Here is a 25,463-nt window from a genome sequence, read left to right as displayed (position 1 = left end):
GAGGATGACTCGGTGCCTTCTTCGATAACACTTCAGCCGATCACCGCTGAACATCACCCGCTGACCGAGCGGTTGTGGCAGCTGTACCGGCATGACCTGTCGGAGTACCGGGGCACCTATCCCGACGCGGCGGGGCTGTATCCGACCGAGCGGCTGAGGTCGTTCTTCACCGAGCCGGACCGCTGCGGCTATCTCGTCCGGCAGGGTGATCAGGTGGCCGGATTCGTGCTGGTCCGCGGTCTCGCGATCGGCCTGCGGGTGATGGGCGAGTTCTTCGTACTCCGGGCCGCGCGGCGGCAGCAGGTCGGCTGGGAGGCGGCGCTGCAGGTCCTGCGGCTGCATCCGGGCGACTGGGAGATCGCGTTCCAGGAGAACAATCCTGGTGCTGCACGCTTCTGGCGGCGGGTCGCGGCCGAGACGGCTCGGGACGGCTACAAGGACGAGCTGCGACCGGTTCCTGGCAAGCCCGAGGTCGAGCCGGACACCTGGCTGTCGTTCACGGTGTGACCCACTGGCCCCGCTCGATCAGCACCTCGCGCAGCAGGTCGGTCCGGTCGGTGATCAGCCCGTCAACGCCGGCGTCGAGCAGTCGGTGCATCGCGGCCGGGTCGTCCACGGTCCAGACGTGCACCTGCTTGCCGAGCGCGTGGGCGCGGCGGAGCAGGCCGGGGGTCAGGACGCGTAGGCGTCCGTAGTACTCGGGGATCTGGAGGCAGGCGCCCGTCGACACCATCCGGTATGGCGCGAACCGCAGCCGGGCGATCTCGCGCTGCCCGAACCCGGTGGCCAGCCGCTCGCCCAGCTCTCGCCTGATCTGGGTGACGCGGACCTGGGAGAACGAGGAGACGCAGACCCGGTCGATCGCGTTGTGCTCACGCAGTACCTGGGCGGCGGGGAGGACACCGATGTCGGCCTTGATGTCCAGGTTGAGCCGAACCTCCGGGAAGCGCTCCAGCACGTCGGACAGCAACGGGATCGGCTCGTGCCCGTTGATCCGGGCCTGCTGCACCTCTGCCCAGGGCAGCTCCGAGATCAGCCCGGTACGGTCCGTGACCCGGTCCAGCCGGTTGTCGTGAAAGGCCACCACGACGCCGTCGCTGGTCGCGTGCAGGTCGGTCTCGAGGTAGCGGTAGCCGAGGCCGACCGCCTGCTCGAAGGCGTGCATCGAGTTCTCGTAGCCGAGGTTCGCCGGGTGCAGAGCGCCGCCGCGGTGAGCCATCGCGATCGGCCCCTCGTGGTCGAGATAGGGGTACACGCCGAGAAGTATGTACCGTTTGGGTGGTGAAGGTACTCAGCCCCCGCCCCGACCTGTGGACCCTCGACCCCGACCTGCTGCACCTGAACCATGGCTCGTACGGCGCTGTTCCGCGGCGTACCCAGGAAGTGCTGGCCGCGCTCCGCGCCGAGACCGAGGCGAACCCGATGCGCTGGTTCCGCTCGGTCGCCGGCCGCCTGGCGACCAGCCGGCTGGAGCTCGCAGCCTTCCTGCAGACCGACCCGGCCGGCTTCGCGCTGGTCGCGAATGCGAGTGCCGGCGTGACGGCCGCGCTCGCCACCATTCCGATTCCGGCCGGCAGCAGGATCGTGCTGACCAACCACGCCTACGGCGCCGTCCTGTACGCCGCCCAGCGGTTCGCCCGCGCGAACCAGGCCGAGGTGGTCGTCGTCGACGTACCGCTGGAGGCCGATGACGACTCCGTGGTCGCGCGGATCGAAGCCGCGCTGGACGACCGGACCGCGGCGCTGATCGTCGACCAGATCAGCTCGGCGACCGCGATGGTGTTCCCGATCCGGCGCCTCGCTGAGCTGTGCCGGTCGCGGGGGATCCCATCGATCGTGGACGGCGCTCACGCGCCTGCGCTGCTCGACGCTCCGGCCGAGGACGGTGCCGACTTCTGGACCGGCAACTTCCACAAGTGGCCGGCCGCTCCGCGGGCGACGGCCGGCTTCGTGGTGGCTGAGAAGTGGCGTACTGCGACGCTGCCGCTGATCGTGAGTTGGTCGGAGCATGACGAGCGGCTGCCTGAGCGGTTCGACATGCAGGGGACGTATGACTACGCGCCCTGGATCGCCGCGTCTGAGTCGTTGCGGGTGCTCGCTGAGTTGGAGTGGCCGCGTCGGCGGTCGGAGTTGTCGGCGATGATCGACGAGGGTGCTCGGGTGGTCGCCAAGGCGCTGGGTACGTCGGTCGCCGAAGTGGCTCGTCCTGCGGCCACCATGCGGCTGGTGGAGTTGCCCTTCGACGGCATCCCTTCGCCCGAGGCGGGCGAGGCTTTCAAGACGAAGGTGTCCCAGGAGTTGAAGGCGGAGATCACCCTCACGGCTTTCGACACCCGGGTGTTCATTCGGCTGTCGGCGCATGCGTACAACAGTCCGGACGACTACCAGCGTCTCGCTGACCTGCTGCCGCCGCTGGTGTGATTGATACAGCCTTGGCTTGATTCAGCGCTCGCTGTATCGTCATCCGCATGAGTTCGGTGGCGGTGGATGCTGGGGCGTTGGCGCGGGTCGGGACGGCGTTGGCGGACGAGAATCGCCGGCGGTTGCTGCTCGCTCTGCTGGTCGAGCCGGCGTATCCGTCGGATCTGGCGGATTCCCTAGGGATGACGCGCGGCAACGTGTCGAACCATCTGGCTTGTCTGCGTGGGTGCGGGCTGGTCAAGACCGTTCAGGTCGGGCGGCGGGTGCGGTACGAGTTGGCTGATCCGAAACTGGCGCATGCGCTCGCGGAATTGTCGGCGTTGGTGCTGCTGGTCGATCATGACGGCGCGGCGGATGAGGTCTGTGGTCCTGAGGACTATGACTGCTCGCCGGTGTCTCGTGGGTGACGCCTGCTGCGGGACTGGCGGGTCGTCGGCTGCTGCTGATCGTGAGGTTGGTGGTGCGTTGGACGCGACTCCGCCGGCTGCCGTCTGGCGGGTGCGCGAGCTCCAGGCTGCAGCGGTTGCCGCTGCGATTCTTCTGAGTGCTCTTGTCCTGCCGGACGGTTGGGCGCGGGCCGCTGAGCTGATTGCGCTGCTGATCGGCGCGGCGACGTTCGTGCCCGGCACTCTCCGCGGGCTGCTGCGGGGCCGGATCGGGGTCGGCCTGTTGATGACCCTGGCCGCGGCCGGAGCGGTTGCGCTGGGCAACTATGGCGAGGCCGCCATGCTGGCGGTGCTGTTCTCGATCGCCGAGGGGCTGGAGGAGTACGCGATCGCGCGGACCCAGCACGGTCTGCGCGCGCTGCTGAGTCTCGTGCCGCCGATCGCGACGGTACTGCGAGGTGGCGCGGAGGTACAGGTCGCTCCGGAGGATCTGCGCGTCGGCGAGACGTTCGTGGTCAAGCCGGGGGAACGGGTCGCGACGGATGGGGTGGTCGCGTCCGGGCGTAGTGCGGTGGACACGTCGGTGGTCACTGGCGAATCGGTGCCGGTCGAGGTCGGGCCGGGGGTCGAGGTTTTCGCTGGGACGGTCAATGGTGCCGGCGTACTGGAGGTCACTGTCACGGCGACGGCTGAGGACAACTCGTTGTCGAAGCTGGTCCACCTGGTGCACGAGGCGCAGGAGCGGAAGGGGGCGAGCCAGCGGCTGGCGGAGAAGCTCGCCCGTCCGCTGGTCCCTGGCGTGCTCGTGCTGGCGGCGTTGGTTGCTGGGCTGGGGAGTCTGCTGGGTGATCCTGGGGTGTGGATCGGGCGGTCGTTGGTTGTCCTGGTGGCGGCTGCGCCGTGTGCGTTCGCGTTGTCGGTGCCGGTGGCGGTGGTCGCTGCCATTGGATCGGCGTCGAAGGCTGGGGTGCTGCTCAAGGGTGGTGCTGCTGTCGAGGCGCTCGGGGCGGTGCGGGTGGTCGCGATCGACAAGACCGGGACATTGACTCGGAACCAGCCGAGGGTGATCGAGATCGTCGCTGCGCCGGGTCGGTCGCGAGAGGAGGTGCTCGCGGTGGCAGCTGCGTTGGAGGTGCGCAGCGAGCATCCGCTGGCCGCCGCAATCCTCGCCGAGGCTGGTGATTCTGGAGACTCGCTGAGTTCTTGTTGTGGTGGCACGGATTGTTGTGCGCCGATCGCCGCCGAACCTCAAGTTGTCGGCACCGGCTCGCGGTTACTGCTCAACGACTTGCTGGTGCAGCCTCGTCGGGCAACTGCGACGGAAGCCGTGCCTGGACGCGGGGTGCGGGGGCGTGTGGATGGGCGGGAGGCGCGGTTGGGGAAGCCTGGGTTTGTTGCGGCCGGCTCGCTGGCGGCTGATGTCGAGCGGTTGCAGGACGCCGGGGCGACTGTGGTGTTGGTCGAGCAGGACGGCGTTCTGCTTGGTGCGATCGCCGTCCGCGATGAGATTCGGCCGGAGGCGGCTGAGGCGGTGGCGCGGCTCAGGGCTCTGGGGATCGACGTCGTGATGCTGACCGGCGACAACGCCCGTACTGCGGCCGCGATTGCCGCCGAGGCGGGGATCAGCGACGTACGGGCCGAGTTGTTGCCGGCGGACAAGGCGCGCATCGTGACCGAGTTGCAGGCTCGCGGGCCGGTGGCGATGGTCGGCGACGGGATCAACGACGCGCCTGCGCTGGCGACCGCGGATGCCGGGATCGCGATGGGCGCGATGGGCAGCGACGTGGCGATCGAGGCAGCCGAGGTCGCGCTGATGGGAGAGGATCTCCGCCGGCTGCCCGACGCGATCGCCCACACCCGGGCGGCGCGCAGGATCTTCACCCAGAATCTGCTGCTTTCCGGCGGAATCCTGGTGATTCTGGTGCCGCTGGCGGCGACCGGCATGCTCGGGTTGGCCGCGGTGGTCGCCTCCCATGAGCTGGCTGAGGTGCTGGTCATCGGGAACGGCATCCGCGCGGGCCGGAAGATCAGGCTGAGTTAGCGACGGCTGGCCCTGAGGATTAGACAAGGCTAATCTCTGGCTGTGACTCCTCAAACGGCCGAGTGCTGCGAGATCTCCCATACCGAGGCGGTCGAGGACTGTCTGCGGACGATCTTCAAGCTGGCCGGCCGAAAGGTGCCCGTGACGACCTCCGGGCTGGCAGAACAGTTGCGGGTCGCGCCGCCGACGGTCTCGGCGATGCTGAAGCGGCTCGAAGCCGGTGAGCTGCTGACCAGGTCGGCGGGCCACGAGATCAGGCTGACCGGGCACGGGGAGCGGCACGCCAGGGGAGTGACCCGGCGGCATCGGCTGGTCGAGACGTTCCTGGTCGAAGTACTGGGGCTGAACTGGGACGAGGTGCACGAGGAGGCCGACATCCTGGAGCATGCGCTCAGCGAGCGGCTCGAGGATCGGATCGACGCGTACCTCGGGCATCCCACGCATGACCCGCATGGTGACCCGATCCCGCCGCGTAAGGGGCGGCATGTGGAGTCGTGGGCGTCGCCGTTGGGCGGCGTACCGGCTGGGAGCAGGTTCCGGGTCGAGCGGGTTGCCGATGATGACAGCGCCGCGTTGCGGTACCTGGCTGAGCGTGGCGTCACCCCGGGGGCTGAGCTGGAGGTGATTGATCGTGAGCCGTTCGGCGGGCCGTTGTGGGTGAAGGTCGGTGCGGAGCGGCACGCGCTGGCGCCGATGCTCGCAGATCTCGTGCACGGAGAGGTCGCCTGATGTCCGGCGCTTCTCGCCGAGGGTTCCTGGTCGGTGGAGCGGGAGTTGCCTTGGGTGCCATCCCTGGAGCTTCCTACGCCGATCCGACCCCACCAGTCCAGCACGGTTCCCATGCAGCGCACGGCGGTGGCGTCAACGGTCCGAGCTTCCGCGGCGGTCAGGTCGATCACGTCGCGAACGGGTTCAACCCCACCGAGATCCTCCGCAGCTTCGACTACGGCAAGACCTCCAAACTGCCCGGCGGCCGCACGCTGCGGGAGTGGGAGATCTTCGCGATCGACCGGGAGATCGAGGTCGCGCCCGGTGTCCGGTTCCCCAGCTGGACCTTCAACGGGAGCGTGCCCGGACCGACGCTGCGCTGCACGGCCGGGGACCGGCTGCGGATCAAGTTCGTCAACGGCTCCGAGCACCCGCACACGATGCACTTCCACGGCATCCATCCGGCCGAGATGGACGGTGTGCCGGGGATCGGCCGCGGGGTGATCGAGCCGGGCGGCGAGTTCGTCTACGAGTTCGACGCCGAGCCGTTCGGGATCCACCTCTACCACTGTCATGTCGGGCCGCTGGCCGAGCACATCGCGCGTGGTCTGTACGGCACCTTCATCATCGACCCGCCGCAGCCGCGCCCGAAGGCGGACGAGCTGGTGATGGTGATGAACGGCTACAACACCAACTTCGATGCCCAGGGCAATCAGCTGTACGCCGTCAACGGGATCCCGTTCCACTACATGCACGAGCCGGTGCAGGTGAAGCGTGGTGAGCTGGTGCGGATCTACCTGTCGAACATCCTCGAGTACGACCCGATCAACAGCTTCCACCTGCACGGCAACTTCTTCGACTACTACCCGACCGGCACCCGGCTGGAGCCCTCGGAGTACACCGACACCGTGGTCCAGGCGCAGGGGCAGCGCGGGATCTGCGAACTGAGGTTCCCGCATCTGGGCAAGTACATGTTCCACGCGCACAAGAGCGAGTTCGCCGATCTGGGCTGGATGGGCTTCTTCGAGGTGACCGAGTGAGCGTCTCCGACCTTCGTGGACGTCCGCCGGTGCTGGCCGTTGCGATCGGTCTGGCGGTGCTGGTGGCGATCGGGCTGACCGCGCTCGCCGTCCTCGGGAGCCGCAGTCTGCCCGAGCGGACCGGTCCGCCGGTGGAGGAGTTGGCTGTCGAGCGGGTATCGCTGTCGCCGGGGATCATCGAGCTGACGCTGCGCAACACCGGACCTGATCCGGTTCAGGTCGCTCAGATCGCGGTCAACGATGCGTACGCGGGTTTCACCGGAGCTGAGGAGCCGTTGGGCCGGCTCGGCCGGGAGGTCGTTCGGGTCGACTACCCGTGGGCCGAGGGGCAGCCGTACACGGTCGCGATGCTGACCTCGACCGGCGCGGTGATCGAGCACGAGATCCCGGCTGCTGTTGAGTCGCCCGGGGCAGGCGCGGGGTTGCTCGGGTTGATGGCGTTGCTCGGCACTTACGTGGGTGTCATCCCGGTTGCGCTCGGGATGATCTTCCTGCCTGTACTGCGGAGAGTCCGGGTGCGGGTCATGCGGTGGTTGATGGCGCTGACGGTCGGGCTGCTCGCGTTCCTGGCCGTTGATGCGGCGATCGAAGGGCTTGAACTCGCCGCCGGGTCGGGCGGGGCGTTCGGGGGTCCGTTGCTGGTCGTTCTGGGTGCCGGGTTGTCCTTCCTGGCGTTGACGGCGGTCGATCGGTGGCTCAAAGGCCGCGAGTCGAAGCAGACGGAGGCTGGGCCCGGCGCGCGGCGCGACGGCAGCCGGCTCGCGCTGATGATTGCCATCGGCATCGGGTTGCACAACCTCGGCGAAGGGCTCGCGATCGGTTCGGCGTACGCCGTCGGCGAGCTGGCGCTGGGCGCCGCGCTGGTGGTCGGCTTCGCCCTGCACAACACCACCGAGGGTCTGGCCATCGTGGCACCGCTGGCCCACCACCGACCGCCCGTACTCCGGCTCCTCGGCCTCGGCTTGCTGGCCGGCGGACCAGCGATTATCGGCGCGGCGATCGGTGCCTCCGTCAACGATGCCGCGCTCGCGTCGGCGCTGTTCGGCGTTGGGGTCGGCGCGATCGTTCAGGTGATCATCCAGCTCGCGCCGAGCCTCAAGTCCAGCACGGGCAAGCTGCTGGATCCGACGGTGGCCGGTGGCGTAGCGGCTGGGTTGCTGGTCATGTACGCCACCGGCTTGCTCGTCTGAGCTGTCAGAGCAGCGTGCGCCAGTACGACCAGAACTGCTCGCCGATGAGCGTGAGCAGCAGGACGAACCAGACGGTCAGCACGACGCCGTGGTACCGGCTCATGGCTCTGAGGTTGAAGTTGTGCAGGGTCACGTACCAGAAGAGCGGGATGGTGACTGCCCAGACGACCATGCAGTACGGGCAGAGCGCGCCTATCCGGTAGAGGCTCTGGAAGATCAGCCAGTGCACGAACACGACCCCGAACGTCACGCCCGCTTGCAGGCCCAGCCAGAACCAGCGGCGGAAGGCAGCGCCGGCCAGCAGCGCGGCGCCGATCACCGCGACCATCGCGAAACCGGCGATTCCTAGCAGCGGGTTGGGGAAGCCGAACGCCTCCGCCTGCGGCTTGGTCATCACCGTGCCGCAGGACAGCACCGGGTTGATACTGCACGACGGGACGTAGCTGGGATCACGCAGTACGGCGAACTTCTCCACCGTCAGCACGCCGGCCGCGAGCGTTCCCGCGACGCCGCCGATCAGCAGCAACCACGGGAACACCCGGGGGATCGGCCCGGTCGCGCTACTTGAGGGCGGCATCGATACTCGCCTTGAGGTCGTCGATGGACCTCGGCTCGAGCTTCTCGCCGTTGACGAAGAACGTCGGCGTACCGGTCACTCCGAGCGCCTCGCCGTCGGCGGCGTCCCGCTTCACCCGCTCGAGGGTGGCCGGGTCGTTGTAGGCGAGATCGAACGCGGCCAGGTCGAGGCCGAGCTCCTTGGCCAGCGCACGGAACCGCGCGTCGGCCGGGACCTGCTGCTCGCCCCACTCGGTCTGCGTCTCGTACATCCGCTGGTACATCTGCTCGAACTTGCCCTGCTTCGAGGCGGCTTCGACAGCACGGGCGGCCCGCTCGGCGTTGAAGTGGGACTGGATCGGGAAGTAGCGGACCACGAAGGTCACCTTGCCGGCGTACTCCTTGCGGAGTTGCTCGACGGCGGGAAATGCGGCCCGGCAGGACTCGCACTCGAAGTCGAGGAACTCGACGAAGGTCACCTTGTTGTCTGTAGCAACGTTCAGTTTGTGGCTGTCGGATCGAACCAGGCGCTCGTGCCGGTCGGTGCCGGTGCTGCTGCCGGCCGATGGAGCGGCGTTGCTGTCGGACCCGCCGCCGTTCAGGGCGAGCAGGGCGATCACCACCACGGCGAAGGCCGCGGCGATGCCGATGGAAAGACGTGCGTTGAAGCTCATGAGTACCTCGCTGTTACGGATTCAGGACCACCAGGACGGGACAAGGCAGGACCAGGCCGCCGGCGACGACGCCCGGCAAACCGATCCCGAAAGGTGCGAGTGGTCTAAATCCGCAGAATGCCGAGCTTGACCGGCGAGAGAACCCGCCAGCCGTGGGAATCGGCCGCCGTCAATGCGTGAATCGCAGTACGCCGTGGCGTGAGCTGCCGCTTGCCACTGATCAGCCGGCAAGCCGCCCAGCCGAACAGCAACACGGTCCCCGACGACAGGAACGCCGCGCAGGCATCCTTGCAATGGTCGGGCGGCGCGGTCGGCGTCGCCACCAGCACCTCGGCCAACTCGAGAGTCCAGGCCACCGGCACACTCAGCAGCTCGACACCGTCATCCATGACGACGACCTGCTGGACAGTCGGCCCATCGACCAGACCGCCCACCGCCGCCCGATCCAGCGTGACCCCGTGCCCGACGATCACCCCGATGACCCCAAGCACACCCAGCGCGAACACGACGCGCGACAGCACGGTGTCCACCACCGCACGCCCGGTAATCATCGAGACCAGGCTACCCACAACCCCAACCCAGCACGGCGAAGGTCAGTCGGAGGTGGCTTCGGCGATGGAGCGGGGGGCTCGGACCTGGGTGAAGGACAGGTTGCCGGCGGGCATCAGCCAGGTCATCACCTGGACCGAGAGGCGACCGATCTGGACGGGTGGGTCGGCTTCGGCTTGGGCGCGGGCGGTGGCCTGGTCGACCGACCAGATGGAGATGCCGCGGAGGCTTTCGTCGTCCTGGTCGGTCAGCGGGCCGCGGGCCAGGATGATGCCGCGGTCCTGCAGGTCGGCGCCGTGGGCGAGGTGGCGGTCCTGGAGGGCGGCGGCTTCCTCGTCGGTCAGCACGGGAGCGTCGGGGCGCAACGTCAGGATCGTCACGGTGAACTGGTCGAACTTCATGGGGCAACACTAAAGGCAAGAAGAGAGTCTCTTCTTGCCTCTTCTAATTTATAGCGCAGGGGTGGGCTTGCCGCAAGGCCCGGGTGGTGTTGGAGAATCCTCGACCGTTGGCAGAAAACGCAGGTGATTCGGGGGTTTCATGTACGACGTGATTGTTGCCGGAGCCGGACCGACCGGACTGATGCTGGCCGCCGAGCTGCGGCTGCACGGAGTCCACGTGCTGGTGCTGGACCGGGATCTCGAGCCGACGCCGATCGTCCGGTCGCTCGGGATGCACGCGCGCACGATCGAGGTGATGGACCAGCGCGGGCTGCTCGACCGGTTCCTTGCGTTGGGCAAGCAATATCCGCTGGGCGGCTTCTTCGCCGGTATCTCCAAACCGCAGGCGCCGGGGCTGGACACGGCGCATCCGTATGTCCTCAGCATCCTGCAGCCGGTGACGGACCGGGTGCTGCTCGAACATGCGGCCGAGGTCGGCGCCGAGCTGCGGCGTGGGTGTGAGGTCGTCGGGCTGAGTCAGGACGACGACGGCGTCACGGTCGAGTTGGCCGATGGCGAGGAGTTGCGAGCGAAGTACCTGGTCGGGTGCGACGGTGGGCGCAGTACGGTGCGGCGGCTGCTGGGGGTCGAGTTCCCCGGTGAGCCGAGTACGACGGAGACGCTGCTGGGGGAGATGGAGCTGACCGCCGATCCCGAGGTGGTGACGGCGGTGATGACCGAGGTGCGCAAAACCCAGTTGTTCTTCGGCGCGGGGCCTGTTGGTGAGGGGAGGTACCGGATCGTCGTACCGGCTGATGGGCTGGTCGGGGATCGGTCGGTGCCGCCGACACTGGAGGAGTTCAAGAAGCAGTTGCAGGTGACGGCTGGGACCGACTTCGGGGTGCACTCGCCGCGGTGGTTGTCCCGGTTCGGGGATTCGACCCGGCTGGTCGAGCGGTATCGGACCGGGCGGGTGTTGCTGGCGGGTGACGCGGCGCATGTGCACCCACCGCTGGGTGGGCAGGGGCTCAATCTCGGCGTACAGGATGCTTTCAACCTGGGGTGGAAGCTGGCTGCCGAGGTCAACGGTTGGGCGCCGGAAGGGTTGCTGGACAGCTATCACTCCGAGCGGCATCCGGTGGCGGCCGATGTGCTGACCAACACCCGGGCGCAGGGCGTGCTGATGTCCACCGAGCCCGGCCCGCAGGCGGTCCGCCGGTTGATGACCGAGCTGATGGACTTCGACGAGGTCAACCGGTTCCTGACCGAGAAGATCATCGCGATCGGCATCCGCTACGACTTCGGCGAAGGTCCTGACCTGCTCGGCCGTCGGTTGCGGGACGTGACGCTGACCGATGGACGGTTGTACGAGCTGATGCACACAGGTCGTGGGCTACTGCTCGACCAGACCGGCGGAAAGCTCTCGGTGGAAGGCTGGTCGGACCGGGTCGACCACGTCGTCGACACCAGCGAAGAGCTGGATGCTCCCGCCGTACTGCTGCGCCCCGACGGCCACGTGGCGTGGATCGGCGAGGACCAGCAGGACCTCGCCGCACACCTCACCAAGTGGTTCGGCTAGCGCTCCAGGGCGTTGGTGAGGAGGGTGACCAAGGCTTCCAGCTGAAGGTCTGCCGAGGACGTGACCTCTTCGTCCGAGCCGTCCAGGGCTCGGGCGGCGAGGCCGGCCTTGGCGTCGATCAGGTCGGCGATCCGGGTGTCGATGGTCTGGGCGGCGATGATCCGCCAGGCCGTGACGGGCTCTTCCTGGCCGATCCGGTGCACCCGGTCGATCGCCTGGGTCTGCTCGGCGTTCGTCCAGGACAGCTCGGCCAGCACGACGTTCGAGGAGACCTGCAGGTTGAGGCCGACGCCGGCGGTCAGCAGCGAGCAGACCGCGATGGAGACCTCGGGGTCGTTGACGAAGGCGTCGATGTTGGTCTGCCGCTTCTTCGGCGTCTGGTCGCCGCGGATCGAGGCGTACTTGATACCGCGCTCGGCGAACAGCGCCTCGGCGGTGTCCATCACCTCGATGTGCCGGGCGAAGAAGACCACCTTGCCGACGTTGTGCGCGAGCTGCGCGGCGTAGTCGGCGGCCAGGCCGGCCTTCGCCTCGCCGATCCGGCGGACCAGGCTGAAGATGTTGTCGCCGTTCTTCGCCTTGGCCTGCTCGGTGCGCTCCCAGCCCGCGACCGCGCGGACCAGGTCGTGGTCGATGCCCTCGACCGTGACGCCCGACGTACGGGTCTGCAGTGCGGTCTCGTACCGCTTGACCAGCCGGTCGGCGAGCTCACGCTCGGCGGCCCGGATCGAGCGGCCGGCCGCGCCGTCCAGCTCGACCGGAAGGTCGGCGATCCGGCGGGCCGGGATGTCGGCGGCGACGTCGACCTTGCGGCGACGGACGATGCCCATGTCGATCACGCAGGACCGGGCGGCCGCGTAGAAACCGGGGTCGGCCGGGGTCAGGTCGGTGTCGTCGAGCTTGGCCATCAGCTCGGCCCGCGGCGCCTTCTCGTCGATCCAGCCGAGGTACTGCCAGATCGCCTTGAAGTCGTCGATGTCGTTGATCAGCGGGGTGCCGGTCAGCGCCATCAGCAGCGGCCGGACGGTCCGGGACTGGATCCGCTCGGCCAGCGCCAGTACGTTGCGGGAGCGCTGCGACTTCTTGTTCTTGATGAAGTGCGCCTCGTCGACGACCATGCCGCGCATGCCCAGCTCGCCGAGCCAGCCGACGTGCCGGTCCAGCACCTCGTAGTTGACGATGACGATGTCGGCGAAACCGTCGATCGTGTCGCCGTCGCCCTGGATCACGGTGGCGACCCGCTTCGGCGTCCAGATCCCGACTTCGCGGGCCCAGTTCGTCTTCACGACGCTCGGTACGACGACCAGCAGCGGGTACGCGTTCGCCGCCTGTGCGGCGAGCAGCGCCTGGGCCGTCTTGCCGAGGCCCGGCTCATCGGCCAGCAGGAAGGTGCGGTGACCCTCAGCGGCAGCCGCGACCAGCTGCGCCTGGTGGGGCATCAACTCCTGGCCGCCCGGCAGTTGCAGAGCCGCGGGCGCAGGAAGCGACTTGCTCGCCGACGCGGCAGCGAACTCGAAGGACTTGAGCAGCGGGTTGATCAGCTCCCAGCCGGACAGGCGACGCGCCTGCGACTGGCGCGGGACGGCAGCGGCGGCGCTGAAGTCGGGAGCGAGGAACGGGTTCGCCAGCTGTCGCGAGACGACCGACTGCGGCACGACCTGCCGCGGCGGCGCGACGGCCGGCGTCGGCGGCTCGAAGACCGGGGTCTCGACCTCGGGCGGCTCCTCGCCGGCAGCACGCTGCATGTCGCGCTTGAGGGCGGAGGCGGCCTCGGAGACCACCGCGTCCTCGGCGAGCAGCATCAGCAGCGACGGCTCGAGCGCGGCGCTCTTGGCCAGGATGGTCGCGAGACCGTCCAGCCGGCGCAGCTGGGTGGTGCGGTAGGCCTCGGTGGCCTTGGCGTCGCCGTTGACCCGGGCCCGCTCCTCGCGCACCAGCAGCGCGACGACCTGGAACTTGGTCCGCACGGACGGCTGCACGTTCGACCGCTCGACGGCGGCCTCGATCTCCCGTACGGCGCGCGCGAGTACCGGGATCAGTCCCTCGGCATCGCGGGCAGGACGGCGCTTACGGGGAGCAGCAGCGGTACGCCGAGCGTCGGGCTGACGCTGGCCTCGTCGGGCCAAACTTTCCTCCTCAAAACTGCCCCGGCGAGTTTGCCGAGGCGGTACGGCGGCACCGCACGCCCTCGCGTGGACGACACGAACGTCGCAGGAAGTGGTCCGGGCCACCGGGTGGAATCGACCATCGACAGTCGATGCCAGTCAGCAGGCGCAGCCGTCACGAGGTGATCGGCGGCGCGAGAAGCGTCGCCGGTGTTTGGTGCTGTCCCAATCGTAGCCGCAGGAGGGTCCGCTGGATATTTCAGGTCAGGAAAAGTTCACGGCAAGATCGCCCGGGTCCGAGGGAGGGGCTCCTCGGACCCGGGCGATCCGGGCGATCCGGTACTGCTCAGGTGGTGCTCAGGCGGTGCGCTTGCGGCGGGCGATCAGGGTCGTCGCGCCGAGAGCCAGCACCACCGTCGAACCGGCCGCGAGGATCAGCCAGGTGCCGTTGCCGTCCTCCGGCTGCTGCGTGGTGACCGACTCGCTGTAGCCGCCGGCGGCGCCGTTCTTCGCGTAGGCGCTGTCGGCCTGCTTGTCCGCGTAGCGGCTGCTGACCTGCTGCCGGTACGCCGTCAGGCTGATCGAGCTGCTGCCGACCGCCTTGGTCGCCTCCGCGTTGAGGGCGCGCAGAGTGCTGCCGGTGACGGAGTACCAGGCGCCGATCTGCGGCTCGGTCAGGAGCTTGCCGCCCCGCGCCGCCGCCGCCATCGTGGCCTCGGTATTGCCACTGGCAACATTGACCGGGTGCCAGGCGCCGGCCTGGTCGGGGGCGGTGAAGACGGTCAGCTTGGCGCTGCCCTTCGCGGCCGGGGTTGCGACGTACCAGAGGGTGCCGACGTCACCGGCGCCGGTGCGGACGAAGTCGGCGCTCAGCGCGTACACCGGGATGGTGGCCTGCTGGACGGCGAGCTTCGAGCCGGCCGCGCTCTTGGCGAATCCGGCGCCCTGAGCGGCCTTGTCGAGGAGTTGGGTGGCTTCGGTCGAGTGGGCCGCGGTGGCGGCCGCGGCGAGGTCGGGGCCGGTGGCCGCCAGCGCCGTTCCGGTGGCTGAGAAGGCGAGGAAGGTGCCGACCAGGCCGGCGGCTGCGCGCAGTACCAGGTGCTTCACGGGGATCATGGCTCAGGCTCCGATCCGGTAGAGCGAGTGCGTCCAGGCGAACTGCGAGTTGTTCAGGTACCAGTTGTAGGTCGAGTAGTTGTACCGGGGATCGCTGCCCCACGGGTTGTAGTACTCGATCGACGAGTTGGACGAGTCGTAGCCGATGATGTCCATCATGTGACCGCCGCCGGACTTCCAGCCGATCCGGGTCATCACCGGGCGGTTGGCGTTGATCTCGGTGACGATGGTGTTGAAGCTCAGGGTGCCGTTGACGTAGCTGCCCTGGCTGATCCCGATCGAGCCGAACGCGCGCTGGTCGTTGGCGAGCGTCGCCTGGTTGTTCGGGCAACTGGCGTTCTGGTTGTAGCCGAAGGCCAGGTTGCAGAACTGGTTCTGCGAGTAGTTCTTGCCGTAGTACTTCGCGATGCTGTTGCCGGTCGCGGCCCAGCACCAGTTCGACTTCTCCTGGGCCTGGCCGGTGACGTTCAGGTACCGGCTGGCCAGCACCTTCGACGTGGCGGGGGCGGGTGCGGGGGCGGCGGACGCGATCGGCGCGAGCGGCAGCAGCGCTGCCAGTCCGACGATCGTTGCCGCGAGCCACGACCTGGTGCGGGGAATGCTGACCCTCCTCATAGGGGGCCTCCTTCACTGGGGCGGTGAGGGCACTCATCGTGATCACTCGGGCACGGCGGGACAAGGTGTGATTCGGGCCTCTCCGCGCTGGTGTGAACAACCGACACGAGGTGAACAGCAGTGAGCCGGTAGCTGCTCGGCGGGGTTGTGAACGTTTACACTGAACGCCGACTTGGCCCCGGCACGGGAGCGGACGATGACGGAAGCGCGGTTCCACGTCCCGGATGTCGGCCCGGAAGCGCCGTTCGCCGATGCGCTCCGCGCCGCGATCGCGAACCGTGGGCTGGCCCTCAACCGAATCCAGGCCCGGCTCGCCGATCAAGGTCTGCATGTCGGTGTCGCGACGCTCAGCACCTGGCAGGGCGGCAGTCGGCATCCGCGCGCGGGCTCGCTGGCCGTGGTCACGGCCCTCGAGGAGTTGCTGGACCTGCCGACCGGCTGGCTCGCTGTCCGGATCCCGCCGACCCCCGAAGCGCCGACCCGCCCGTACTCCGTGGCCGAGAACGCCGCGACCCTGATCCGCCTGCTCGACGAGGTACGCCGGGACGCCCACGGCCGGATGCGCAGCATCACGGTGGTCGAGGAGATCGTGATCGGCGCGGACCACAGTCTGGTCTCCAAGCGGGTGATCCAGGCCTTGGTCGCGGTCAAGGAGGTGGATCGCCAGATCGTCGTGCACCAGGGCGAGCCGGGTTCGGACGCGGCGCGGATCGTGCCTCGCGGCCTGGCCGGCTGCCGCACCGGCCGGGTGGCCCGCGATCACGACGCCAGCGCTGTCCTCGGCGAACTGCTGCTCGATCGAACGCTGATGGTCGGGGACACCGCGGTCGTGCACTATGAGATCGTCGACCTCAACGGGATGCCGTCGACGCACTACTACCGCTTCCACGAGTGGGCCGGCGCCCATCACGTGCTGGAGATCCAGTTCGCCAGGGAGGCGTTGCCGGTGCGGGTGAGCGAGTTCCGGCGGCACAACTCCGGCGGGGCGGACTTCCTGCGCCGCGAGCTGATGATGACGCCGGACGGGCGTGTCCACCTCGTAGTACCGTCGGCCGATCGTGGCGTGGTGGGTATCGACTGGGAGTGGGACTGAATGGTTCACCGGCTGACGAAGCAGCAGGCGCGGCGGATCGCAGTACGGGCGCAGTTGCTGACAGCTGATCGGCCGACGGACCTGCTGACGGTGGTCGAGCGGTTGACCTTGCTGCAGGTCGATCCGACGGCAGCGGTTGCTCCCAATGCGGATCTGGTGGCGTGGAGTCGGTTGGGTGCGGCGTACGAGCCGGCGCAGTTGCGGCAGGCGCTGGAGGTGGATCGGACGCTCTTCGAGTACAACGCGCTGGTCCGCCCGACGAGTGACGTCGGGTTGTACCTGGCCGGTTCGGAGGAGCAGCCGACGTGGGAGCGGGCCCGCGAGTGGATGCGGAAGAACGACGGCTTGCATCAGGACATCCTGCGGCTGCTCGGCGAGCGCGGGCCGCTGGTCTCGCGCGAGATCCCGGACACCTCGGTGGAACCGTGGGCGTCGACCGGCTGGACCAACGATCGCAACGTGACCAAGATGCTCGAATGCCTGATGGCGCGCGGCGAGGTGGCGATCGCCGGCCGGGTCGGCCGGGAGCGGAAGTGGGATCTGGCCGAGCGGGTCTATCCGGCCGATGTGGTCGTTCCGACAGTTGAGGAGGCGACGCGGCGGCAGAACGAGCGACGCCTGCAGTCGTTGGGGATCGCGCGGGCCAAGGGCACGGCGGTGCCGGTCGAGCCCTGGATCGTCGGACTGGCCGGCGAGCCCGCCGAGGTCGAAGGCACCAAGGGGGAGTGGCGCGTGGATCCGGCCTTGCTGGAGGCCGATGACTTCGCCGGCCGTACTGCGTTGCTGTCACCGTTCGACCGGCTGATCCACAATCGTGGCCGGGCGCAGGAGATCTTCGACTTCGAGTACACGCTGGAGATGTACAAGCCGGTGGCCGCGCGCCGCTGGGGGTACTTCGCGCTGCCGATCCTGCACGGCGACCAGTTGGTGGGCAAGGCCGACGTGCTCGCCGATCGCAAGGCGTCGGTGCTGCGGGTGAACGCGCTGCACGAGGACGTCCCTTTCACCCGTGCGGTGCACAAGGGCATTCAGGGTGAATTGGACAGCCTGGCCGAGTGGCTCGGACTGGCCGAAATTCAGCGCTTGTTTTGAGTTCGGGAGAGCTGGGCACCGAAGACGGCTTCTCGTTCGGGCCGTCTCACCGACCGTCCCAGATCGTGGATGCCGTTCACGCCTGAACGGTGATGATCAAACGTTTCACACCTAGCCAAACAATGCCATCGATGTTGCGGTGAAGTGGCGGTTCGATCACTCAGGGGAACCGCACTTCGCTATCGAGAGGGACATCGTGAGGCTAGCGAAACGTATTGCTGCCATCGGCGCCGCCGGCATGCTCGCCGCCGTCGCACTGAGCACCAGCAGTAACGCCCAGCCAGTAGAACCAGCCGCGGCCACCGTCGCAGCCGCGGACTCCGATCACGACACGGTTTACGTCACCGGCAAGGACCGGGCAGGCAACACGACGGTGACGATCTACGACCCCGCCAAGGGCGTCACACCGGACCAGTTGCGGGAGAAGCTCCGCAGCAGCGGCGTCACCGGAGTACTGAGCAAGGGACAGGCGCCGCCGTCCAGTCAGCCCGCCGCGCCGAAAGCCCTGGCCTGCTTGAGCGAGGGAACGGCTCGGCAGTGGTGTGACCACCAGTGGGACTACGGCAGCTACAAGGACCCGCAGGTCTACTTCCTGGACTCCACCTCGTCGGCCTGGCCGGTCGTTGCCTCGGTCACCGAGTGGAACCGGGCCACCGGCATCGACTCGTTCTGGAAGTCCGGATGGACGGCCTGCCCGAGCGGCGTGCACTGCGTGACCGTTGCCAATGGCTCCTACGGCAGCACCGGCTGGTACGGCCAGACGAGCTGGACCCCGAACACTCAGGGCCCGGTCTCGGTCAAGCTCAACGACAGCTACACCTTGACCGCCAACGAGCACCGCACGGTCGCCTGCCACGAGCTCGGCCACGCGCTGGCGCTGAACCACAACACGTCGACCTCGAGCTGCCTGTACTCCGGGACCTACATCTCGCTGGTCCCGAATGCTGACGACTACAAGATCCTGCCGCTGATCTACCCGCTCGCCGGCACCTGATCCGACCGGAACCGAACCAGTGGCGTGCCGATCCCGTGGGGGGCGGCACGCCACTGGCTTGTCGGGCTCTAGCCGCAGATGGTCGTTCGCATCACGTCGGCGGGACTGTTCCAGTTGGCGCAGCCGTCGCCGGAGTGGCCGTACCAGTCATGGCCGAACTCATGGGCCGCCAGCAACGCGACCTGACCGGTTGCCGTCGGCACCAAAGTGATGCGGCCGCCGGCGCCGTAGTTGCAGCCGATGATCGCGCCGGTGCCACCGCAGTCGGTGATGTAGCTGGTCTGGCAGCCGACCGGGGTGCCGCCGCCTTCACTCAACTGGTTCCAGGCGGCCGCACCTTGGCGGATCTCGCCGGCCCACTGGTTGCAGGAGGCCTCGAGGTAGTACTGGCGGGCGTTCGGAACGTCCCAGCCGGTGATCTTCGGCGGAACGGCCTGACCCTTGCCCGGCACGAAACGCACGCCCTCAGGGTCGGCGGTGGTGGCGCTCAGCTGCATGGTCGGCTGGTCCGGGGCGGGTGCCGCGGAAGCCGCTGGGATGGCGCCGAGAACTGTTGCTGCCACTGCCGCGAACAACACTGCTACACGGGATACGGTCGATTTCATGGTGATCGTCCTTCCGGTCCTCATACACGGAATGGACCTGGCCGGTGCCAGGAACTGTCGACCGCTCGTGAGTTACCGGCGTGGGCGGACGGCCGTCAAGCGCTGGCAGGCGCGAATGACAACCTTGTCAGGGGCGGTGACGTGACAAATAGTTGTCACCTGACCGCGCTGTGTCAACCCCTGGTACTTACTTACTCTCGGCAAGCCTCCGTGCTTGGGGCCGGGGTACTGAGGTCTGGGAGGGTGCTTGATGGCTGATACGGCGATGCACGAGGAGTTCGACTCAGTCGCGGAATGGACAGCCGACGCGGTGGAGACACTGGGTCCGGAGTACGCGATTCCGGCCGGCTGTCGCGGCAGTGCGAGCCCGGCCTCGTTGGCTTGGCTGGCGGAGGCATGCGGGCTCGGTGCGGGAGATCTGCTGCTCGACCTGGGTGCGGGTGTCGGTGGACCGGCCGCGTGGGTGAGCCGACGGTACGGCGTACAGGCTGTGCTGGTGGATCCGATGCCGGGGGCTTGTCGTGCTGCAGCTCGGCTGTTCGGCTTGCCGGTCGCGGCTGCTGATGGGTTGGCGGTCCCGCTGAAGACCGGGTCGGTTGATGTGGCCTGGTCGCTGGGGGTGTTGTGCACCGTGGACGACAAGCTTGCTTTGCTGCAGGAGCTGCATCGCGTACTGGCTCCTGGTGGATCTCTTGGGCTGCTCGTGTTGGTGGCGCAGCAGGCCGGACCGCTGGAACCGATGCCAGAGGGCAACGTCTTCCCGTTGCAGGATGAGCTGGATGCCCTGCTGGACAAGGCGGAATTCGACGTACGCGAGCAGGTCGCGGCACCTGTCGAGGTCCCGCTGTCGTGGAGCGAGCGTGCTGATCGGGTGGATGAGGTGATCGGGGCCGCGCACGGTCGCGATGACGGGTACCTGGAGGCCGAAGAGCAGAGTCGGCGAGTCGGCGTTTTACTCAGCACCGGGCAGGTGTCTACCCAGCTGATCCATGCTGTCGCTCGCAGACCTTGAGGAACGGACAGCGGCGCAGCAGGAATCTAGTCGAGCTGCTCGAGGATCGTGGTGAGTTGCTCCTCGGCCTCTTGCGGCGGCGGAGCGGCGACGGTGAGGTTGTCGAGGACGTGCGTGTAGGCGTCCAGCTCGTCGCGCTTGTCGAGGTACAGCGCGCTGGTCAGGTGCTCCAGGTAGACCACATCGGGGAGATCCGCCTGCGGGAAGCGCAGCACGCTGAACGCGCCGGCGGTCGCGGCGTGACCGGTGGCACTCAGCGGGATGATCTGGAGGGTGACATTCGGCTGCTGGATCGCCTCGAGCAGCGCGGCGAGTTGCTCACGCAGCACTTGAGGGCCGCCGATCGGCCGGCGTAGTACGGACTCCTCGACGACTGCCCAGAGTCGCAGCGGTGGATCGCGATACAGCACGGCCTGCCGAGTCGTACGCAACGCCACGATCCGGTCGAGCTCCTCCGTCGTCCGCTCGGTGCCGGAGGTGAGTCCGGCCACGGCTCGCGTGTACTCCGGCGTCTGCAGCAGCCCCGGCACGAACTGGGTCTCGTAGGTGCGGATCAGCTCCGCGGCGGCCTCGAGCCCGAGGTAGTCGTCGAACCAGTGCGGGGTGACGTCGTGATACCGGTACCACCAGCCGCGGTTGTTCGCATCGCGGGCCAGCTGCAGCAGCCGCTCCCGCTCGGCGGCGTCGGAAACCGAGTACAGAGTGAGCAGGTCTTCGACGTCGCGCTCCTTGAAGCCGACCCGGCCGAGCTCCATCCGGCTGATCTTCGACTCCGAGGAGCGAATCGCCCATCCGGCATCGGACCGGGTCACCCCGGCCCGCTCCCGCAACCGCCGCAGATGCGCGCCCAACATGATTCGCAACGCGGTGGGCCCCGCCTCACTCCGCCCAGCCATACCTCCACAGTAACGTATTATCGAACATATGTTCTAGTCGCGGAGGTACTCGGCTCGCCAGCGGTGGGTGGTGGCGGAGTTGGGGCTGGGGGAGCGGTCGAGCTGGATCAGCTTCAGGTCCGGGGCGGTGAAGGCGTCGACGGCGGCTCGGGTGAGCGGCCAGGGTGGGCCGTCGATCGCGTCGTCGGGGGTTTCGTCGTCGCGGGCGGAGGCGATCACCAGGAGGGTGCCGCCGGGGCGGACGAAGTCGGAGACGTGGCTGGTCGCTTCGGGTTGGAGCGGGATCGGGAGGGCTTGCACGGTGAAGATCTCAATCACCAGGTCAAAGGCGTGGTGCCACTCGGAGGGTGGGTTGAGCAGGTCGGCTACCTGGTAGGTGGCCTTCGAGTCCGGGTGGTTCTGCTGGGCGGTCTCGATCGCGGTCGGGGAGATGTCGAAGGCCGTGGTGTCGTAGCCCAGGTCGGCGATCAGTTCGGCGTCCCAGCCGGTGCCCGCGCCGACGACGAGCGCCTTGCGGCCGTCGCCTGACGGTTGTGCGGTGTCGACCCAGTCGGTCAGCAGCGGGTGCGCCGTGCCGCGATCCCAAGGGACGACCGCGGTGCCCTCGGACGCGGCGGAGTACAGGCGTTCGAACCAGCCGGTGGGGTCGTCCTGGCCGAGTGATTCGCGGGCCAGGCGGCGGGAGGCGAGGTCGGGGTCGACGGGGTCAGTCGTCATCGTTCGGTCCTTCTGTCGGTTCGTGGATCGCGCGGACAGCCTGCACAGTGTCGACCTGGGACGGGGTCTTGTCCTCGCGGTACCGCAGCACCCGCGCGAATCGCAACGCCATCCCGCCCGGATACCGCGTAGAGGTCTGTACGCCGTCGAACGCGATCTCGACCACCACCTCCGGCCGCAGATAGACCGTGTAGTCGTCCCGGCTGACCTCGAGCTGCTGGAACTTCTCCGTCTGCCAGCGCAGCAACTCGTCGGTCAGCCCCTTGAAGGTCTTGCCCAGCATCACGAACTCGCCGGTCTCCTCGTCGCGCGCGCCGAGGTGCAGGTTCGACAGCCACCCCGTCCGCCGGCCGTGGCCCCACTCGGCCGCGAGCACGATCAGGTCGAGCGTGTGGGTCTGCTTCACCTTCACCCACCCCGAACCGCGCCGGCCGGCCTCGTACGGCACCGACAGCGACTTGACCATCACGCCCTCGTGGCCGCGCTTCACCGCATCCGTGAAGAACGCCTCACCCGCCTCGGCGTCCTCGGTCACGAACCGCGGGATCCGGCTCTCCTCAGGCACCACCGTGCTCAACCACTCGTGCCGCTCGGTCGAGTCGAGCCCGAGCAGGTCGTGCCCGTCGAGATGCAGGATGTCGAAGAAGTACGGCGTCAGCGGGACCGTCTCGGGACCGGTCGCGGCGCGTGTCGCAGTACGGGAACCGGTGACCTGGAACGCCTCCGGGCGACCGTCCGGACGGAGTGCGATCAGCTCGCCGTCGAGCACGATTTTGTTGGCCTTCAACGCGAGGACCGCGCTGACCACCTCGGGCACGCGACTGGTGATGTCGTCCAGAGTTCTTGTGTAGACGACGACCTGGTCGCCGTCGCGATGCACCTGGATCCGGATCCCGTCGAGCTTCCACTCGATCGCGGCCGGCGTCCCGGTCTTGGTGAGCGCCTCCGCGATGCTCGTCGCCGATTGGGCCAGCATCGGTTGCACGCCACGCCCGACCTCGAGCCCGAACTGGTCGAGCCCGGCCTCACCCTCGGTCAGCACGGCCACCGCGACCGGCGCGGCCGCCCCACGCAGCATGGTCGCCGCGCGAATCTTCTCCAACGGGATCCCCGTCGCCTTGCCCACGGCGTCGGCCATCACCCCGTCCAGCGCGCCCTGCCGCAGCTCACCGCTGACCAGCAGCCGCAGGAACCGCTGCTCGTCCTCGGTGGCCCGGCCGAACAGCGCGTCCACCGCCTCCCGCCGCTTGGCCTGCGACCCGGCGCCGGCGAACTCGGACAGCTCGGCGAACGCCTGATCGACCTCTTCGATCGTCAACGACGACGAGTCGGCCGGCGCCGCCGCGTCGGCCAGCGTCCGCCAGCCCACCCCGGTACGCCGTTGACGCAGCTCGCCGGACAGGTAGGTGACCACGATCTCGGTCTCGACCGCCTCGGTCGCGGTGGTCAGCAGGGTCGCGATCAGGTCGGCCTTGGCCCGGCGTGACCTGGTCTGACTCAGCGACGTCGAGGTGGCGACCACATCTGCGAGCAACATGGATCCAGTCTCGCCCACCACACCGACAGTTTCCGGCAACCGACGGGAGCCGGGGGGATCCGGGGAGATCAAGGCTCGGCATCAGGGGGATAACTTTTCCCGTGCCGTCGGCATCTGACTCCCTAGCCAGGCTTGACTATCGGGCGTAGGTCTAGACCGGTACCGATCGGCGAAAGGGACGAGATGGTGGCTGGCGGACAGGGACGAGTACGAGGTGCCTCCGTGGTACTGGGGCTGACGCTGTTGACAGCAGGACTTACGCCCGGGGTGGCGAGGGCAGCAGGGACGGTCGCGGAGGGGTCGACCGCAGCTGCCCTCGCCTGCACCGTGAATCTCGGGTCCGTGACTCCGGCGGGTGGCCACGTGCTGCAGGAGATCAGGGCGACGACACCGATCACGGTGACCGAGCAGAGGACGACCACTGGCGTCTATCCGGTCGGCGGTCTGCCCGCGCTGCAGAGCTACTTCACCTACGAGCCAGGTGTCGCCAATGACGGCTACGCGGAAGGCCTCGCGGTCCAGCAAGGCGTGATGTACGAGACCGCGTACGCGACCGACACCAGCGGCGCCGCAGTACCGCCGCAGAAGCGGAAGCGGGTCGGGAGCGGCTGGGACGGCTTCAAGATCCTCGAGCAGGTGCAGTGGCAGTCGCCGAACACGACCGTTCCCTTCCGGCGCAGCGTCTACGCGGTGCACAACGACGGAACGCTGCACCGCTGGACCATCAGCCCGTCCGGCGCCTGGCAGAAGGCCGGTGCGGTCCCCGGCTACGCCTCGCTGAAGTCGATCGCGCTGATCAGCAAGAACTACTCCTTCGACACCTTCCTCGCGAACACCCGCGGCGGTGCGCTGTACACGATCCGGATCCCCACCACGGCAGCGCTGAAGCCGGTGCTCACGATGGTCCGGTCAGGGACCTGGCAGGGATTCGAGACGCTCGTCGCGCAGTCGTGCAGCCTGGGTGAGGTGGTGGTTGCGATCGACAGCGACACCGACTCGGCCTATCTGTACGCGATCGGTCACGCCAACGGCGCGAAGACGGCGATCGAGAGCCGGGGCAAGATCCCCGGCAGCTTCGCGAAGCCGGCGTGGTTCCGCTGGGGAACGATTCCGGATATGGAGATCTTCCGCGGCGACGGCTGAGGTCCGTTGTCAGGGTGCCGGCGGCAGGTCGTCCAGGAAATCTGCCGTCGGCGTGTGGAAGAGGGTGCCGGTGACCGCGGTGGAGAAGTCGAGGATGCGGTCGTAGTTGCCCTCGGGCTCACCGTGGAACATCCGGCGCAGCATCAGCTCGGTGACGCCGGGATCCTTGGCGTAGCCGATGAAGTAGGTGCCGAACTCCTGGCTGCCGATGGTGCCGAACGGCATGTTGTCGCGCAGGATCTGCTGCTCGTTGCCGTCCTCGTCCTCGATCACGTTGAGAGCGATGTGCGAGTTGGCCGGCTTCACGTCGTCGTGCAGCTCGATGTCCTCGAGCTTCGTCCGGCCGATCACCAGCTCCTGCTGCTCGACGGTGAGCGCGTTCCACGCCTTCATGTCGTGCAGGTACTTCTGCACGATCACGTAGCTGCCGCCGGCGAAGTCCGGGTCCTCCGCGCCGACCAGGACGGCCTCGTCGGCCTCGTCGCCGGTCGGGTTCTCGGTGCCGTCGACGAATCCGAGGAGGTCGCGCATCTCGAAGTACTTGAAGCCGTGGACCTCGTCGATCACGGTCGCAGCGCCGTCGAGCTCCTTCATGATCTGCCGGGCCAGCTCGAAACACATGTCCAGCTGGCCGGCCCGGATGTGGAACAGCAGGTCACCGGGCGTCGAGATCGCCTTGTGCTTGGCGCCTTGCAGCTCGATGAACGGGTGCAGCGCGGCCGGACGTGGACCGCTGAACAACCGGTCCCACGCGTCCGAGCCGATGCTGGTGACGCAGGACAGGCTGCCCGCCGGAACCCGAAAGCCGACCGCGCGGGTCAGCCCGGTGACGCGCTCCAGCAGGTCGCGGGCCTTCTCCTCGCCGCCTGGCTCGATCCGGACCACCAGGAAGATCGCCGAACCCGTCAGCGGCGTCAGCACGGACTGCGGCAGGGCACGGGTCGACGCGGTCGGTCCAGCGGTCGGATCAGTCACCATCGAGGTTCTCCTCCAGGTCGTCTCAAAGGCTTGCCAA

Annotated in this window: 26 protein-coding genes; 13 read left to right on the top strand and 13 right to left on the bottom strand. The window is 68.2% G+C overall.

The window, feature by feature from the left end:
- Positions 1 to 12 precede the first annotated feature (12 nt).
- Positions 13 to 507, top strand: coding sequence for a GNAT family N-acetyltransferase (locus AB0P21_RS02485; protein WP_363693231.1), 495 nt, complete (start codon positions 13 to 15; stop codon positions 505 to 507).
- Here AB0P21_RS02485 and AB0P21_RS02480 read toward each other — a convergent pair.
- Positions 497 to 1,255: a glycerophosphodiester phosphodiesterase gene (locus AB0P21_RS02480; RefSeq protein WP_363693229.1), complete on the bottom strand. Its 759-nt coding sequence runs from the start codon at positions 1,253 to 1,255 to the stop codon at positions 497 to 499. The two genes, AB0P21_RS02485 and AB0P21_RS02480, sit on opposite strands and share 11 nt — an antisense overlap.
- 26 nt (positions 1,256 to 1,281) lie before the next feature.
- Here AB0P21_RS02480 and AB0P21_RS02475 point away from each other — a divergent pair, with 26 nt between their 5' ends.
- Genes AB0P21_RS02475 through AB0P21_RS02450 form a run of 6 tightly spaced genes read left to right on the top strand, consistent with a single transcriptional unit; the run spans position 1,282 to position 7,786 of the window.
- Complete coding sequence (locus AB0P21_RS02475) at positions 1,282 to 2,421, top strand: aminotransferase class V-fold PLP-dependent enzyme (RefSeq protein ID WP_363693227.1); 1,140 nt, start codon at positions 1,282 to 1,284, stop codon at positions 2,419 to 2,421.
- 47 nt (positions 2,422 to 2,468) lie between these two features.
- Complete coding sequence (locus AB0P21_RS02470) at positions 2,469 to 2,828, top strand: helix-turn-helix domain-containing protein (RefSeq protein ID WP_363693225.1); 360 nt, start codon at positions 2,469 to 2,471, stop codon at positions 2,826 to 2,828.
- A 58-nt stretch (positions 2,829 to 2,886) separates the two neighbouring features.
- Positions 2,887 to 4,848, top strand: coding sequence for a cation-translocating P-type ATPase (locus AB0P21_RS02465; protein ID WP_363693223.1), 1,962 nt, complete (start codon positions 2,887 to 2,889; stop codon positions 4,846 to 4,848).
- A 42-nt stretch (positions 4,849 to 4,890) separates the two neighbouring features.
- The gene (locus tag AB0P21_RS02460) at positions 4,891 to 5,577 is read left to right on the top strand and encodes a metal-dependent transcriptional regulator (RefSeq protein WP_363693220.1); all 687 of its coding nucleotides are present in this window, start codon (positions 4,891 to 4,893) and stop codon (positions 5,575 to 5,577) included.
- Positions 5,577 to 6,596, top strand: coding sequence for a multicopper oxidase domain-containing protein (locus AB0P21_RS02455; RefSeq protein ID WP_363693218.1), 1,020 nt, complete (start codon positions 5,577 to 5,579; stop codon positions 6,594 to 6,596). Before AB0P21_RS02460 ends, AB0P21_RS02455 begins: the two co-directional genes overlap by 1 nt.
- Complete coding sequence (locus AB0P21_RS02450; protein WP_363693216.1) at positions 6,593 to 7,786, top strand: ZIP family metal transporter; 1,194 nt, start codon at positions 6,593 to 6,595, stop codon at positions 7,784 to 7,786. Before AB0P21_RS02455 ends, AB0P21_RS02450 begins: the two co-directional genes overlap by 4 nt.
- A 4-nt stretch (positions 7,787 to 7,790) precedes the next feature.
- Here the strand turns inward: AB0P21_RS02450 and AB0P21_RS02445 are convergent, their stop codons facing one another.
- The 4 genes from AB0P21_RS02445 to AB0P21_RS02430 all read right to left on the bottom strand — a co-directional run bounded on the left by AB0P21_RS02445 (position 7,791) and on the right by AB0P21_RS02430 (position 9,965).
- Positions 7,791 to 8,363, bottom strand: a complete 573-nt coding sequence (locus AB0P21_RS02445) for a vitamin K epoxide reductase family protein (RefSeq protein ID WP_363693214.1) — start codon at positions 8,361 to 8,363, stop codon at positions 7,791 to 7,793.
- Positions 8,347 to 9,015 carry a thioredoxin domain-containing protein gene (locus AB0P21_RS02440; protein ID WP_363693212.1) on the bottom strand — a complete coding sequence of 223 codons (669 nt, stop codon included), beginning with the start codon at positions 9,013 to 9,015 and terminating at the stop codon, positions 8,347 to 8,349. Before AB0P21_RS02440 ends, AB0P21_RS02445 begins: the two co-directional genes overlap by 17 nt.
- 104 nt (positions 9,016 to 9,119) lie before the next feature.
- The gene (locus AB0P21_RS02435; protein ID WP_363693210.1) at positions 9,120 to 9,566 is read right to left on the bottom strand and encodes a hypothetical protein; all 447 of its coding nucleotides are present in this window, start codon (positions 9,564 to 9,566) and stop codon (positions 9,120 to 9,122) included.
- 42 nt (positions 9,567 to 9,608) lie between these two features.
- A complete protein-coding gene (locus AB0P21_RS02430; RefSeq protein WP_363693208.1) occupies positions 9,609 to 9,965 on the bottom strand; it encodes a YciI family protein in 357 nt (118 codons plus the stop codon).
- A 139-nt stretch (positions 9,966 to 10,104) separates the two neighbouring features.
- Between AB0P21_RS02430 and rox the strand changes: the two genes are divergently transcribed.
- The gene (gene rox / locus AB0P21_RS02425; RefSeq protein ID WP_363693206.1) at positions 10,105 to 11,523 is read left to right on the top strand and encodes a rifampin monooxygenase; all 1,419 of its coding nucleotides are present in this window, start codon (positions 10,105 to 10,107) and stop codon (positions 11,521 to 11,523) included.
- Here rox and AB0P21_RS02420 read toward each other — a convergent pair.
- The 3 genes from AB0P21_RS02420 to AB0P21_RS02410 all read right to left on the bottom strand — a co-directional run bounded on the left by AB0P21_RS02420 (position 11,520) and on the right by AB0P21_RS02410 (position 15,359).
- A complete protein-coding gene (locus AB0P21_RS02420; RefSeq protein ID WP_363693204.1) occupies positions 11,520 to 13,649 on the bottom strand; it encodes a DEAD/DEAH box helicase in 2,130 nt (709 codons plus the stop codon). The genes rox and AB0P21_RS02420 overlap by 4 nt on opposite strands.
- Positions 13,650 to 13,985: 336 nt before the next feature.
- Positions 13,986 to 14,744 carry a hypothetical protein gene (locus tag AB0P21_RS02415; protein ID WP_363693202.1) on the bottom strand — a complete coding sequence of 253 codons (759 nt, stop codon included), beginning with the start codon at positions 14,742 to 14,744 and terminating at the stop codon, positions 13,986 to 13,988.
- 3 nt (positions 14,745 to 14,747) lie between these two features.
- On the bottom strand, positions 14,748 to 15,359 hold the full coding sequence (locus AB0P21_RS02410) for a papain-like cysteine protease family protein (protein WP_363693200.1): 612 nt from the start codon (positions 15,357 to 15,359) through the stop codon (positions 14,748 to 14,750).
- 196 nt (positions 15,360 to 15,555) lie between these two features.
- On the opposite strand from AB0P21_RS02410, the gene AB0P21_RS02405 reads away from it, so the two are divergent.
- The 3 genes from AB0P21_RS02405 to AB0P21_RS02395 all read left to right on the top strand — a co-directional run bounded on the left by AB0P21_RS02405 (position 15,556) and on the right by AB0P21_RS02395 (position 18,538).
- The gene (locus AB0P21_RS02405) at positions 15,556 to 16,452 is read left to right on the top strand and encodes a hypothetical protein (RefSeq protein ID WP_363693198.1); all 897 of its coding nucleotides are present in this window, start codon (positions 15,556 to 15,558) and stop codon (positions 16,450 to 16,452) included.
- Positions 16,453 to 17,544: a crosslink repair DNA glycosylase YcaQ family protein gene (locus AB0P21_RS02400; protein ID WP_363693196.1), complete on the top strand. Its 1,092-nt coding sequence runs from the start codon at positions 16,453 to 16,455 to the stop codon at positions 17,542 to 17,544.
- A 196-nt stretch (positions 17,545 to 17,740) separates the two neighbouring features.
- Positions 17,741 to 18,538 carry a hypothetical protein gene (locus tag AB0P21_RS02395; RefSeq protein ID WP_363693194.1) on the top strand — a complete coding sequence of 266 codons (798 nt, stop codon included), beginning with the start codon at positions 17,741 to 17,743 and terminating at the stop codon, positions 18,536 to 18,538.
- Between the two features lie 68 nt (positions 18,539 to 18,606).
- Here AB0P21_RS02395 and AB0P21_RS02390 read toward each other — a convergent pair whose 3' ends face one another.
- Positions 18,607 to 19,143, bottom strand: coding sequence for a hypothetical protein (locus AB0P21_RS02390; RefSeq protein WP_363693192.1), 537 nt, complete (start codon positions 19,141 to 19,143; stop codon positions 18,607 to 18,609).
- Positions 19,144 to 19,393: 250 nt separating this feature from the next.
- On the opposite strand from AB0P21_RS02390, the gene AB0P21_RS02385 reads away from it, so the two are divergent.
- Complete coding sequence (locus AB0P21_RS02385; protein ID WP_363693190.1) at positions 19,394 to 20,155, top strand: methyltransferase domain-containing protein; 762 nt, start codon at positions 19,394 to 19,396, stop codon at positions 20,153 to 20,155.
- Between the two features lie 26 nt (positions 20,156 to 20,181).
- Here the strand turns inward: AB0P21_RS02385 and AB0P21_RS02380 are convergent, their stop codons facing one another.
- Genes AB0P21_RS02380 through AB0P21_RS02370 form a run of 3 tightly spaced genes read right to left on the bottom strand, consistent with a single transcriptional unit; the run spans position 20,182 to position 23,305 of the window.
- On the bottom strand, positions 20,182 to 21,051 hold the full coding sequence (locus AB0P21_RS02380) for a helix-turn-helix transcriptional regulator (protein WP_363693188.1): 870 nt from the start codon (positions 21,049 to 21,051) through the stop codon (positions 20,182 to 20,184).
- 33 nt (positions 21,052 to 21,084) lie between these two features.
- Positions 21,085 to 21,768, bottom strand: coding sequence for a class I SAM-dependent methyltransferase (locus AB0P21_RS02375; protein ID WP_363693185.1), 684 nt, complete (start codon positions 21,766 to 21,768; stop codon positions 21,085 to 21,087).
- The gene (locus AB0P21_RS02370) at positions 21,758 to 23,305 is read right to left on the bottom strand and encodes an ATP-dependent DNA ligase (protein ID WP_363693183.1); all 1,548 of its coding nucleotides are present in this window, start codon (positions 23,303 to 23,305) and stop codon (positions 21,758 to 21,760) included. The genes AB0P21_RS02375 and AB0P21_RS02370 overlap by 11 nt, the downstream gene beginning before the upstream one ends.
- 267 nt (positions 23,306 to 23,572) lie before the next feature.
- Here AB0P21_RS02370 and AB0P21_RS02365 point away from each other — a divergent pair, with 267 nt between their 5' ends.
- A complete protein-coding gene (locus AB0P21_RS02365; protein WP_363693181.1) occupies positions 23,573 to 24,448 on the top strand; it encodes a hypothetical protein in 876 nt (291 codons plus the stop codon).
- Positions 24,449 to 24,457: 9 nt separating this feature from the next.
- On the opposite strand, the gene AB0P21_RS02360 is transcribed toward AB0P21_RS02365, so the two are convergent.
- Positions 24,458 to 25,426 (bottom strand): Dyp-type peroxidase, encoded by a 969-nt coding sequence (locus tag AB0P21_RS02360; protein ID WP_363693179.1) that lies wholly within the window; start codon positions 25,424 to 25,426, stop codon positions 24,458 to 24,460.
- Between the last annotated feature and the right edge of the window lie 37 nt (positions 25,427 to 25,463).

The sequence above is a fragment of the Kribbella sp. NPDC056861 genome, assembly GCF_040687575.1.
Taxonomy (GTDB): Bacteria; Actinomycetota; Actinomycetes; order Propionibacteriales; family Kribbellaceae; genus Kribbella.
Note: the sequence above shows the minus strand (reverse complement) of the source record. Positions and strands in the feature narration are given on the sequence as shown.

Coding starts and splice junctions, on each gene's coding strand:
- AB0P21_RS02470 (WP_363693225.1), top strand. CDS start 2,469: ATGAGTTCGGTGGCGGTGGATGCTGGGGCGTTGGCGCGGGTCGGGACG.
- AB0P21_RS02455 (WP_363693218.1), top strand. CDS start 5,577: ATGTCCGGCGCTTCTCGCCGAGGGTTCCTGGTCGGTGGAGCGGGAGTT.
- AB0P21_RS02445 (WP_363693214.1), bottom strand. CDS start 8,363: ATGCCGCCCTCAAGTAGCGCGACCGGGCCGATCCCCCGGGTGTTCCCG.
- AB0P21_RS02440 (WP_363693212.1), bottom strand. CDS start 9,015: ATGAGCTTCAACGCACGTCTTTCCATCGGCATCGCCGCGGCCTTCGCC.
- AB0P21_RS02435 (WP_363693210.1), bottom strand. CDS start 9,566: ATGATTACCGGGCGTGCGGTGGTGGACACCGTGCTGTCGCGCGTCGTG.
- AB0P21_RS02430 (WP_363693208.1), bottom strand. CDS start 9,965: ATGAAGTTCGACCAGTTCACCGTGACGATCCTGACGTTGCGCCCCGAC.
- rox (WP_363693206.1), top strand. CDS start 10,105: ATGTACGACGTGATTGTTGCCGGAGCCGGACCGACCGGACTGATGCTG.
- AB0P21_RS02415 (WP_363693202.1), bottom strand. CDS start 14,744: ATGATCCCCGTGAAGCACCTGGTACTGCGCGCAGCCGCCGGCCTGGTC.
- AB0P21_RS02410 (WP_363693200.1), bottom strand. CDS start 15,359: ATGAGGAGGGTCAGCATTCCCCGCACCAGGTCGTGGCTCGCGGCAACG.
- AB0P21_RS02405 (WP_363693198.1), top strand. CDS start 15,556: ATGACGGAAGCGCGGTTCCACGTCCCGGATGTCGGCCCGGAAGCGCCG.
- AB0P21_RS02400 (WP_363693196.1), top strand. CDS start 16,453: ATGGTTCACCGGCTGACGAAGCAGCAGGCGCGGCGGATCGCAGTACGG.
- AB0P21_RS02390 (WP_363693192.1), bottom strand. CDS start 19,143: ATGAAATCGACCGTATCCCGTGTAGCAGTGTTGTTCGCGGCAGTGGCA.
- AB0P21_RS02385 (WP_363693190.1), top strand. CDS start 19,394: ATGGCTGATACGGCGATGCACGAGGAGTTCGACTCAGTCGCGGAATGG.
- AB0P21_RS02380 (WP_363693188.1), bottom strand. CDS start 21,051: ATGGCTGGGCGGAGTGAGGCGGGGCCCACCGCGTTGCGAATCATGTTG.
- AB0P21_RS02375 (WP_363693185.1), bottom strand. CDS start 21,768: ATGACGACTGACCCCGTCGACCCCGACCTCGCCTCCCGCCGCCTGGCC.
- AB0P21_RS02370 (WP_363693183.1), bottom strand. CDS start 23,305: ATGTTGCTCGCAGATGTGGTCGCCACCTCGACGTCGCTGAGTCAGACC.
- AB0P21_RS02360 (WP_363693179.1), bottom strand. CDS start 25,426: ATGGTGACTGATCCGACCGCTGGACCGACCGCGTCGACCCGTGCCCTG.